The sequence below is a fragment of the Saccharopolyspora halophila genome (assembly GCF_039531955.1).
In the GTDB taxonomy this organism is placed as follows: Bacteria; Actinomycetota; Actinomycetes; order Mycobacteriales; family Pseudonocardiaceae; genus Saccharopolyspora; species Saccharopolyspora halophila.
This window is the reverse complement of the sequence record NZ_BAAARA010000009.1, coordinates 114,086-125,420: the sequence shown is the minus strand read 5'-3', so window position 1 is coordinate 125,420 and position 11,335 is coordinate 114,086. Positions and strand designations below refer to the sequence as shown.

Annotated in this window: 9 protein-coding genes; 5 read left to right on the top strand and 4 right to left on the bottom strand. The window is 70.2% G+C overall.

The features are described 5' to 3' along the window. Positions 1-675: 675 nt before the first annotated feature. Positions 676-1,161 (bottom strand): SRPBCC family protein, encoded by a 486-nt coding sequence (locus tag ABD289_RS15620; protein ID WP_344132410.1) that lies wholly within the window; start codon positions 1,159-1,161, stop codon positions 676-678. Positions 1,162-2,035: 874 nt separating this feature from the next. Between ABD289_RS15620 and ABD289_RS15615 the strand changes: the two genes are divergently transcribed. Then, entirely contained in the window at positions 2,036-4,180 is a 2,145-nt protein-coding gene (locus ABD289_RS15615; protein WP_344132407.1) for a sensor histidine kinase, read from the top strand. A 332-nt stretch (positions 4,181-4,512) separates the two neighbouring features. Further along, positions 4,513-5,265 (top strand): ribose-5-phosphate isomerase RpiA, encoded by a 753-nt coding sequence (gene rpiA / locus ABD289_RS15610; RefSeq protein ID WP_344132404.1) that lies wholly within the window; start codon positions 4,513-4,515, stop codon positions 5,263-5,265. On the opposite strand, the gene ABD289_RS15605 is transcribed toward rpiA, so the two are convergent. Beyond that, positions 5,183-5,878, bottom strand: a complete 696-nt coding sequence (locus tag ABD289_RS15605) for a DinB family protein (RefSeq protein ID WP_344132401.1) — start codon at positions 5,876-5,878, stop codon at positions 5,183-5,185. The two genes, rpiA and ABD289_RS15605, sit on opposite strands and share 83 nt — an antisense overlap. 55 nt (positions 5,879-5,933) lie before the next feature. Beyond that, a complete protein-coding gene (locus tag ABD289_RS15600) occupies positions 5,934-7,340 on the bottom strand; it encodes a selenium-binding family protein (protein ID WP_344132399.1) in 1,407 nt (468 codons plus the stop codon). A 225-nt stretch (positions 7,341-7,565) separates the two neighbouring features. Here ABD289_RS15600 and ABD289_RS15595 point away from each other — a divergent pair, with 225 nt between their 5' ends. The 3 genes from ABD289_RS15595 to ABD289_RS15585 all read left to right on the top strand — a co-directional run bounded on the left by ABD289_RS15595 (position 7,566) and on the right by ABD289_RS15585 (position 10,320). Beyond that, positions 7,566-8,534 (top strand): LysR family transcriptional regulator, encoded by a 969-nt coding sequence (locus ABD289_RS15595; protein ID WP_344132397.1) that lies wholly within the window; start codon positions 7,566-7,568, stop codon positions 8,532-8,534. Positions 8,535-8,894: 360 nt separating this feature from the next. Beyond that, positions 8,895-9,296, top strand: a complete 402-nt coding sequence (locus ABD289_RS15590) for a peptidase inhibitor family I36 protein (protein WP_344132395.1) — start codon at positions 8,895-8,897, stop codon at positions 9,294-9,296. A gap of 142 nt (positions 9,297-9,438) precedes the next feature. Continuing rightward, positions 9,439-10,320 carry an oxidoreductase gene (locus ABD289_RS15585; protein WP_344132392.1) on the top strand — a complete coding sequence of 294 codons (882 nt, stop codon included), beginning with the start codon at positions 9,439-9,441 and terminating at the stop codon, positions 10,318-10,320. Positions 10,321-10,410: 90 nt separating this feature from the next. Here ABD289_RS15585 and ABD289_RS15580 read toward each other — a convergent pair whose 3' ends face one another. Further along, complete coding sequence (locus ABD289_RS15580; protein ID WP_344132389.1) at positions 10,411-11,238, bottom strand: VOC family protein; 828 nt, start codon at positions 11,236-11,238, stop codon at positions 10,411-10,413. Between the last annotated feature and the right edge of the window lie 97 nt (positions 11,239-11,335).

The following is an 11,335-nucleotide window of genomic DNA, read 5'->3' as shown; positions in this document are numbered from 1 at the left end:
AAGGTCCCGCACGGCAAAATCAATACCGTTGACCTTCTGCAGCTCTACGCTCATGACTTCCCTCTCAACAAAGGATATTCAGCAAGACCAAAGTCCATTGCGGACGAAAACGGATGCTTGCCCCGCGGCTTGCGTGGAACCGACCCCAGATCGGCTCAACACGACGTCGGCTCCCCCGACGACCGCGAACCCCCTAAAAACATCAAAATGGGCACCTCCCGATAGGAGGCGCCCTTACCGTGGATGTCCCTTTACCCCGCAGGCCAAGCGTGGCGGACGACGAGTCCGTTGCAGCGCCTCTCGGCCAGCGGTCGCGCCCCATCGGGGCGCATCGAGTCGGTCTAACCCGGCGTGAGGCAAATTTTGGGAGTGCTCCGTGCTTTTGTCAACCGGACGTGTCCGCAGAGCGGGATCCCCCGAAGCGCGAGAGAGCTGCGCAAGGCCGGCCGCACACCCCTGCTCGCACCCAGAGCGCAACGCCCGCGCCCGCACGAGCGCACGTGACGCCGAACACATTGCGAGGCGGGGCGAGCCGCGCGAGTCCGGAGCCTCCGTCACCGAGTCGCACGCGCGCACGCACCGACCGAACCAGACCCCGAGCGCGGTCGCAGGCCGCGACCGCCCTCTGCCGCCCGGACGAACGCATCGGTTGCGCGCGATCGCCCGCGCCGCCCGCTAGCGCGGCTGCGGCGTCTGCACCGGCATCGCGCCGGTTCCCATCACGACCTGACTCGCCCTCTCCAGCGTCTGCTTGATCGCCGCGATCAAGTCGTGGCTGGACCTCGAACAGGTGAACGCGGCACGGGCGTGCTCACTGACCGCGGCGTGATCCGGAACTTCGATCTCCATGTGCCGCAGGAAGTGAGTCATGCCCTCCCGCTCCGCGAGGCTGTAGGTGACGGTGATCGACGAGCCGCTGCCGAACCCGCTCGACCGGACGATCCAGCGCCGTCCGGGTTCGGCTTCCAGCACGGTCCAACCACGCGTCACAGGCGCCTCTGATTCCTGCCGTTGCGTCCAGGCCTCCTTCGTGACCTGCCCCTGAGCGGGAACCACCGTCCACCCCGGATCACTGACGGGGCGAATGTCCCTCCAGTTTGCCGGATTGGTGATGTAGTGGTACGCCGCCAGAGCCGAGCACTCTATTTCCGTCTCGGCCATTGTCGAATAGAAGGGCATGCACAGCGTCCTTCCACTCGTCCCCCCGGGCGCCGGCTACTGCCACCGGATTACCCCCTGCTCCGTCCATTGTTGGGCCTGTCGCCAAAACAGCAACTCGATCGGGCCGCCGTCGGACGAAGGACGCGTGGCTCCTGAGCGTGATGGCATATGCCAACCACGATCACCGGAACGTGAAAGGCCTTACACATACAAGCCTTTCACGTGGGCACCGCCATGACCGCGAGCGTCACCGCAGCTGAATCGTCCACTCAGGACGCGGAAATCCGATCACGGGCACATCACGAAGCATCAGGACGGCTGACCTACCGCACTTCGGGCATCTCCTCAAATCGGTCATTGTTCGCTTCGGTGCGAGCGCGCATTCTCCCCCAGAACTGCATATCGAACCGGGCGCGAGGACTGTTACACATCGCGCCGAAAGCGTCGGCCAGCTCGGCAATTAACGCTTCGAACACAGCCGATCACCACCACGGGGCTTTCCCCGACCGGCGGTTGTCGATCTTCACCCGAATGTGTATTGTCGCGACAACGTTTGCGGCCGTTCGGGGGCCAACCAGGGGCTGGATCTGCCAACTGACGACTACACGTTCACGGGAAAGCATGGTTCGAATCGGGATATCCGCTCCGCCGCGCGATGATGCGCACGTTCTCACCGAACGTGTTCTCCGATGACGCGGAGCAGTCGAACAATCTGTTGATACCTCGAACCGAACGGTGTTGATCGCACCGCTCCATCCCATTCCCGGGAATCGCACTTCCGGGCGGAGGACTCATGTCTGAAGGCGGCCGAACCCGCGCGAAAAACCACACCTTTCCAGCCGCGCTGCGGCCGAAAAGCATTCGTGCCAAAACCGTGGCCTTGCTGATCGTGCCGGTGCTGTCGCTGGTCGCCCTCTGGGCCCTGGCCACCGCCACCACCGCACAGCAGGCTTGGAGCGCGCACCGGGCCGCCGGCCTCGACGCCGACCTCTCGGCTCCGGTCGACGGGCTCATCGACGCGCTGCAGGAGGAACGCGACGCCGTCGCCCTGCACCTGGCCGCACCCGGCACCGGCTCCGGCGATCTCGGCGCCGACCGCGCGAACACCGAGGCCGCCGCCACCGAGCTGCGCAACAGCTTGCGCGAGGCCTCCCCGGGCGCCGCGGTGCAGCACCGCGCCGATGCGCTGCTCACCGATCTCCGTTCGCTGCCGAAGCACGATTCGACCTGGCAGGACGCCTACAGCGCCTACGGCGACACCATCGACTCCGCTCTGGCGCTGTCGCAGTCGCTGGCCGATGCGCAGGAGGGCACCGCCGCCGCGCACGCCCGAGTGGCGGTTCGGCTCACCCGCATCGACGAGACCCTGCAGCGACAGGCGACCGTGGTCGGCGGCGCGCTGACCACGGGCCGGTTCACCGTCGAAGAGCACCAGGCATTCGCGCGGGCTCTCGGCGGCCAGCGCACGCTGACCGCCGCGCTGCTGCCCGATCTGTCCCCCGAGCAGGCCGCGGCGTACCGAGACCTGGTCGAGTCGGTGCCCTACCGGACATTGACCGGGATGCAGGACTCGATGCTCGCGCACGGCACCGATCCGGTGGCCACCGTCGGCATCTCCGCCAACGGCTGGCGCAACTCGCTGGACCAGCTCGACGCGGTGGTGGAGCGCACCCACGACACCGCGCGCGACGCGCAGTCCTCGGCCGCCGACGCGCGAGCGGACACCGCCCGCGATCGTGCGATGTGGACGGCCGCGCTCGGACTGCTCGGGGTGATCCTGGCCCTGGTGATCTCGACGCGGATCGCGCGCGGGCTGGTGCGCGACCTCGTCGGGCTGCGCGACTCGGCGCTGGAACTGGCACACCATCGGCTGCCCGGCGCCATGCAGCGGATTCGCGCTGGTCAGAAGGCCGACGAGGACCCGGCCATCACCCCGGGCGAGGGCGAGATCGGCGAGGTCGGTGCGGCGTTGAACGCGGTGCAGCGATCGGCGCTGACCGCCGCCGCCGATCGCGCCGAGCTGCTCACCGATGTTTCCGGGGTGTTCAACAACCTGGCGCGGCGCAGCCAGTCCCTGGTGCACCGCCAGCTGGAACTGCTCGACACCATGAAGAAGCACGCCGACGACCCGGCCGACCAGGGCGACCTGCTGCGGCTCGGTCACCTGGCCGCCCGGATGCGCAGGCACGCCGAAGGGCTGATCGTGATGTCCGGCGCCACCCCGGGCCGCTCCTGGCGCAGCCCGGTACCGCTGATGTCGGTGCTGCGCTCGGCGGTCACCGACGTCGAGGATCACGCCCGCATCGACCTCGGCCGGATGCCGGAACTTTCCGTGGTGGGCCCGGCGGTATCGGATCTGACCAGGCTGTTCACCGAGATCGCCGAGAACGCCACGGCGTTCTCCCCGCCGGACAGCACCGTGCGCGTGCGGGGCGGGAACGCCGAGGGCGGAGCCCTGGTGGAGATCGAGGACAACGGGCTCGGCATGCACGACGACAAGCTCGCCGAGGCCAACGAGACGCTCGAGGAAGGGCATCGGCTGGAGCTGTTCGACAGCGACCGGATCGGGTTGTTCGTGGTCAGCTGCCTGGCTCACCGCCAGGGCGTCGAAGTCTCGCTGCACTCGTCGCCCGCGGGCGCGACCACGGCACGGGTGCACCTGCCGTCCTCGATCCTCACGCCGACGCCCGGTGACTCCGAGCACGCCGAACCCGAGCCCGCGCAGCGGTCCCCGCAGCCCGCGCAGGCCACCGGCCTGCCGCAGCGGACCCCCGGTTCGGCGCGGGGCGAGAAGGTCTGGACCGAGCCCGAGGAGTCCGACGACGGAGCCGTGGAGGCCGAGACCGTCGAGGGCGAACTCCCGAAGCGCACCCGGCGGGCCAACCTCGCCGCACCGCTGAAGACCGCGGGCAAGTCTTCCGAGGACGAGCAGTTCGCGGGCGAGCTCTCCCCGGAGACCGCTCAGGCGTTGATCTCGGCGCTGAAGCACGACCCGCGGGACCGCGACGGCAACGGCTGACCGGATCCGGACGGGTCCGCCGAGCAGCACAGCCCCCGAGCGCCGAGGCGGCCCCGTCGCAGGTGGTGCCCCGGTCGTCCCCGAGGCCGGGGCACCACCAACTTCGCCCGGAGTGACTCGAACGGTGGACCGGTGCTTTTCGGTGAGTTCCGCATGGCCGGACCCGGCTGATCGATTCAGTCGGAGCCCCGGCCGCGGGAGCGCGGCCCGCGCGTCCTCGACCCCAGGGCACCGCGCGCGGGGCGAACACGGCCTATTACCGTCCCGAGTGGCAGCGCCGGATCCGGCGCGCCGGCGATCACGTAGACCTCTCCCCAGGAGCTCCAGCAACGATGCAACCGAGTAACGAGCAGGACCGGGCCAAGTGGGCGGCGGGCACCGCCGCCATCGACGCCTACATCCACGACGGCATGAAGCTCGGCCTTGGCTCGGGCAGCACCTCGCACTGGTTCGTCCGCGCGCTGGGTGAGGCGGTCAAGGACGGTCTCGACGTGGTCGGGGTGCCCACCTCGACCGGCACCCGCGACCTGGCCATCGAGGTCGGCGTGCCGCTGACCACCCTCGCCGAGGCCGGCAAGCTCGACCTCACGGTCGACGGCGCGGACGAGATCGACGCCGACGGCGTCATGATCAAGGGCGGCGGCGCGTGCCTGCTCTGGGAGCGCATCATCGCCGAGACCTCGGAGAAGATGGTCTGCGTCGTCGACGGCGGAAAGGTCGTCGACCGCCTGGGCGCGTTCCCGCTGCCCATCGAGGTGGTCCAGTTCGAGTGGGAGGCCACCCGCAACGGCATCGCCGCGCTGCTGAGCGAGCTGGGCTACCGGGACGTCGAGCTGACCCGCCGGATGCGGGGCGACGAACCCCTGGTCACCGACAGCGGCAACTTCATCGTCGACGCGCACCTCGAGGCCATCACCGACCCGCTCGCGATCGACAGCAAGCTCAACTGGATTCCCGGGGTCGTGGAGAACGGCCTGTTCAGCGGTATCGCCGCTGAGATGATCATCGGCCGCACCGACGGCAGCCACGAGGTCCGCGACGTCTCGACGTCGGCCTCGGGCCGCCCGGCAACGCGCGGCCGCTGAGCTCGCTGGCGGCGTGGGCGCCTGCCCGCGCCGCCTCAGCGGAAGGCCTGCGCGGCTCGCTCGACCTTCGCGCGGTGCGCCGCCCAGAAGCCCTCTTCGCCTCCCGGCAGGTTGTCGCCGGCGTCCGCATCCCGACCGCGCCGTCGAGCAGTTCGCGCAGCACGTCCGCGTGCCCGGCGTGCCGGTTCGTCTCGGCGATCATGCGCACCAGGACGTGGTGCAGCGTGACGTCGGGCTCGCCCCACCACGGCACCAGTCCCGGAGCGTCCAGCGGTAGCGCCTCGACGGTCGCGTCGGCGTGCGCAGGCCTCCCGGTACAACCCGGTGATCTCCGCCCGCGTCTCCTCCGCGGTGACCCACATGTCGACCTGCGGATCGTCACCGGGATCGCGCAGCCACTCCGGGGTGCGCGGGAACGCCGGTCGAAGGTCGCGCCGAAGTAGCCGATCTCGCACGCGGCCAGGTGCTTGACCATGCCGGGCAGGTTGGTGCCGGTCGGCGTCAGCGGTCTGCGGGCGTCGCACTCCGAGACACCGTCGAGCTTCCACGACATCGCGTCGCGCGCGGCTCGCAGGTAGCGCTGGAGCACGTCCTTGGTCTGCGGCGGTGGCATGACCGCGGAGCCTGCCAGCCCGCACCGACGACCGGCCACCGAAGATCTTCGGAGATCACCGGGCGAAGCAGTAGGAGTCCGAGGACGCGTCGCCGCCCTGCAGGCGGACCTGGTGCACCCGGCGACCGCGGAACTCCTGCCCCCGGGGGAAGAAGTTCTCGTTGAGGTGGAGACCGCCGGTCTGGTCCGCGTCCAGCTTGGCCAGCCACGCGCCGACCCCGTCCGGGTAGAACTGGTCGTCCCAGGAGCCGTACAGCGAGTTGGTCACGTACACCCGGCGCCCGTCGCGGCTGACCTCCACCATCTGCGGCCCGCCGGACAGCGGCTCGCCGGGTGCGGCCGGATGCGGCTCGCGGGCCACGATCCCGCCGAGCCGGACGGAAGCCGTCTCGCGCGGGTGCGCCGGGTCCGAGACGTCGTACTGCTTGAGCTCGCCGGTCCCCCAGCAGGAGACGTAGAGGAACCGGTCGTCCACCGACAGGTCGATATCGGTCACCAGCGGCGGGACGGCCCCGAACGGCTGCAGGGCCGGGGGCAGCTGCTCGGCCGGCGCGGGCTCGGCCGGAATGGTGATCACCTTCTCGGCCGCCCACCGATCGCCGTCTCGGTACCAGCGCCACACCGAGGCAGACAGGTCCTCGGTGCTGATCACCACGCCCACGAATCCCCAAGTGGCGTTCGGATCGTGCGAAGGACGCAGCTCGAGGACCATCTGGTGCTGCGCGCCGAGGTCGACCCGTTGCTCGTGGCGCCCCTCGGCGAGGTTCCAGAAGTGCAGTGCGTGCCCGTACCGGTTGTCCAGCAGCAGCTCCGGGACCACGCCGTCCTCGATCATCGACGGGGTGCCCCACTCGCTGGTGATCAGCGTGTTCTGGTTGAGGTGCCACCAGGCGTCGTAGGCCATGTGCTGCGGGCCGCGATCGGTCTCCCAGGCGCGCAGCACGTCGAAGGTGTCGTGGTCGAGCACGGCGATGCCGCCGGGGCCCTCGTCGCCGTTCGCCGCCCCCAGGCAGGACAGGTAGACGCCGTCCGGTCCGCAGTGCAGCGTGTGCGGACGGGAGTAGCCCGCCTTCTCGGCCAGCTCGGCGGCGCCGATGGTGCGCACCAGCCGGGGTTGCCGCGGATCCGGCTGCGTGTCGTAGATGTGCACCTTCGACGAGCGCAGGCCCGGCAGCAGCAGGTAGCGGCGTTGCAGGCCGTCGGTGTGGTGTCCGGCGTGGGCGAAAGCGCTGCTGCAGGCGTTCCACCCGAAGTGGTGCAGCTCGTCGCCCTTGGTCGGAAGTTCCGCCCAGCCGACCACCCGGCCGTGGTCGGCGGAGTCCGGATCGGTGTCGAGCACGGCGAGCGCGTCGGGTGTCTCGCCCGTCCGGTCGAACGCCACGACGTAGGCCAGCCGTTCCGGCGGAGCTGCGATCGCCTCGACCGGACTGCGGTAGAAGGTGGGATCTGTGGTCGTGCTCATCGTCGTCCCCCGAAGTCAGATGGCAGTCGTCGCTCCCAGCATGCGTGCGCGTCCGCGGTGCGGCGACCGGTGTCCGGATGACAGGACGCCGCTGCCGGTTTTGTCCCGCCTGTGCAGGTCATTCACCGTGCTAAGTTGATGTGGACGTGGCTTGCCGTCGCACGATCGGGCCAATGCGGCCGGATTCGGGCGACGGTCTTCGGGGCATCGGGATCGAGGTGTGCGGTGCAGCTCAAGGACGCGAACAGGTACCGCGTCGACTGGCTGATCAGCTTCGCCGCGGTGATCCGGCACGGCGGGTTCTCCGCCGCCGCCAAGGCGCTCTACCGCTCCCAGTCGCGGGTGAGCACGCACGTGGCCGAGCTCGAGCAGGCCATCGGGGCGCAGCTGTTCGACCGGTCGGCACATCCTCCGCAACTCACTCCGGAAGGCCGCCTGCTGCAACGGCATTGCGACGAGATCCTGCGGCGGCTGGAGGCGCTGTCGGACCTGTCCTCGGCATCCGGATCGGCGCGCGGCGAGGTGCACGTCGGCCTCTACCCCAGCGCGGCGGCCTACGTTTTCCCGCGCGCGGTGCTGCGACTGCAGCGCAGTCATCCGGACATCTCGGTGGTGCTGCACGAGGCCGACGCGCGCACGCTCGAGAAGGCGCTGCAGCACGGCGAGATCGATCTCTCGGTGCGGCACACCCTCCCGGTGGTGCGGGCCAGCGGGTTCAGCAGCACGGTGCTGTGGCGCGAACCCCTGGTCGCGGTTTTCCCCAGCGCGCACCCGCTCGCGGGCGCCGGCTCGGTGCGGCTGCGCCAGCTCGCCGAGCAGACGCTGGTAATCATGGGCGAGAGCTCGCAGGAGAGCGGCAACCAGACCGAACCGCACCTGGCCTTCGCCAACGCCGGTCTGCAGCCGAACGTGGGCTTCCGGGCGACCCAGCCGCAGACGATGGTCTCGCTGGTGCGGCACGGGCTCGGCGTCGGCATGACCAACGCGCTGGCGATGACCACGGCGAACCTCGACGGCACCAGCCTCGTTCCGGTCGCCGACACCAGCAGCGAGCGGGTCGTCGCGTTGTGGTGGCACGCCGACCAGCCGCGCTCGGCGGCCATCGAAGCGGTGCGCGAGGCCATCCTCGCCGTTCCACCACCGCGCTTCCCCAGCCGTGCCGATTCCCGTCCCGGCGAGGTGCTGATCCCCTGAGCCGCCCGGCGCTCGATCCGCGCGGACGCGGTCCCCTCCGATCGACACCGGGTTCACCCTGCGTGGAGAATTCCGCTGCCGCGCAGCGATTCCGGCTCCTCCGAGCGTGCGGTTCCGACGGGGCTCGTCACCTCACGTCATGCTCTCCCCGTTCGCAGCGACCCGACCGGGTGTCTTCGGGCCCCGCTGCATTTTTGGCGAAGTTCGAGGCAACCCCAGCCGGGCGCGCGACGTGTCCTGAGTGTCGCGACGCAATCGGCCCGGCCCGCCGGGCCACTGGGGCCCTGACCACAACACCGGTGCGAAACCGCAGTTCAGCGCCGTGCGATGGCGCACGAGCGCGAAAGACCGGGAGGAATCATGTCCGTACGAAGCAAGACCGCGCGAGCCGCGGCCGTCGCAGCGGGTGGCGTGCTGCTGACCGCCACCGCCATCGGGTCGGCCGCTGCGACCCCGGCCGAGGAGAACTCGACCTTCCAGGCCATGCGTGAAGCGTGCGGCGATGGGTATCTGTGCGTGTTCGAGGGGCCTGCGGGCACCGGCGCGATGCACAAGTACTACCAGTGCACCGCAGGCCCGGTGAACACGCCGTGGAAGGTCGGCTCCTGGATCAACAACCAGTACGACGGAACCGTCGCCGAGTTCTGGGGCACCGACCCGGCCAATCCCGAGGGGCCGTGGATCCGCCAGTACACCTCCACCGCACCCGAGTTCGACGACGACACGCGGGGCTTCGACACCTACGGCGTCGACCCCTGCTGAGCGCACCGGGGCGGGGCCACGATCGCGCGGCGGTCGTGGCCCCGCCCCGGGCCGGGAACGAAATCCGCAGCCGTGGGAGCCGCGCTTCGAAACCGCCGAGCGAGTGCCGGAATCCGCCATCGCGAGTGTCTACAGTTGTGCCATGACGCGATGGAACATCAACCGGATCCCCGACCTTGCCGGACGAACGGTCATCATCACCGGCGCCAACAGCGGGCTCGGTCTGCACGCCGCGCGCGCCCTGGGCCGGGCCGGCGCGCACGTGGTGCTCGCCGTGCGCGATCAGCGCAAGGGCGACCACGCCGCCGCCTCGGTGCCCGGCACCCCCGAGGTTCGCCGGCTGGATCTCGGCGACCTGTCCTCGATCCGCGGGTTCGCCGAATCCTGGTCGGGCGAGGCGGCGGTGCTGATCAACAACGCCGGGGTGATGTTCCCGCCGGAGGGCAGCACGGTGGACGGCTTCGAGACCCAGTTCGGCACCAACCACCTGGGGCACTTCGCGCTGACCAACCTGCTGCTGCCGCACCTCACCGACCGGGTGGTGACGCTGGCATCCGGGCTGCACCGCAGCGTGAACGGCATCGAGTGGGACAACCCGAACCTGCGGGGCGCCTACAACCCCCAGCGCGCCTACGGCCAGTCGAAGCTGGCCAACCTGCTTTTCACGCTCGAACTGCAGCGACGGCTCGAGGCCTGCGGTTCCCCGGTGCGGGCCATGGCCGCGCATCCCGGGTACGCGGCGACCAACCTGCAGAGCCACGCGGGCAACGCAGTGCTTCGGCGGCTCATGGCCGTCGGCAACCGCCTCATCGCGCAGGGCGCCGAGGCCGGATCCCTGCCGACGCTCTTCGCCGCGACCGAAGACCTCCCGGGCAACAGCTACGCCGGACCGTCCGGGCTCGGCGAGATGCGCGGCGCGCCCACCCTGGTCGGCCGCTCGGCGGCCGCTGCCGATCCCGCGGCGGCCAACCGGCTCTGGGCGATGTCCGAGGAGCTCACCGGGGTGACCTTCCCGCTGTCCTGAGCGGCTTCGGCACCCGGGCGTTCCCGCTCGGCACGACGCGGCCGGTTTCGGGTCCCGCGGGGAGCGGAGCGGGCCGCTCGCCGTGCGGGATCAACGCGTCGTGACCGTCAACGGCAGGCCGTCGGGGTCGATCAGCAGCGGGTCCGGGCTGGGCCGCATGACCGCGCCCGCACCGGCCTGGGTCAGAGTCTCCACGGCGGATCGGTGTTCGGTGACCGTGAAGCCGAGGGTGCGCAGACCCAGGCGGGCTTGGCCCGCGTTCCACGGGTTCGGGTCGGTGTCCCGGGTGAAGCTGAGCAGCTCGAGCCTGGCCGGCCCCAGTTGGAGGTTGGTGATGACCAGACCGCGCGGGTCGTCCTCGAACCGGAGCCGTCCGATCACCTCGGCTCCCGCGGCGCGCACGTAGAAGTCCAGGGCCTGCTCCATATCCGGTGCCGTGACGGCCACGTGGTCGAAGACCGGATCCGACTCGGGCGTCAGCGAGGCGTGCAACGCCCGGTCGCGCTCGACCAGCTCGGGTGCGCACACCTCGTCGTGCTCGACCGAACCGGCCACGAGCTCCAGCAGCGCACCATCCGGGTCGGTGAAGAACGCGATGCGCACGCCGCCGTGCGCATCGCGCGGCTCGGTGGTGAACGCGACGCCCGCTTCGCGCAACCGGGCGGCATGCGCGTCGACGTCGCCGACGCGCATGCCGAAATGCCTCATGCCGCACTGCAGATCGTCCGCGGCCCAGCCGCCCAGATCACCGGTGGGCACCTCGACGAGCTTCAGCATGGCCTTGCCCGCGTCCAGCCAGCACACCCCCGGTTCCTCGGCGACCGGCCGAAAACCCAGCAACCCCCGGTAGAAGTCCAGCGATCTCGAAATGCTCCGGCACCCGATCTCCAGGAACCGGATCGCGGCGGCCTCGGTCATGCGCCGCATCCCCTGCTCAATCCCCACGACTTCCCCCATCGAAACTTCAGGCGTCAGTAGGGCTGACGCACCGCACCCGGAGAAAGGTTGCTTCACG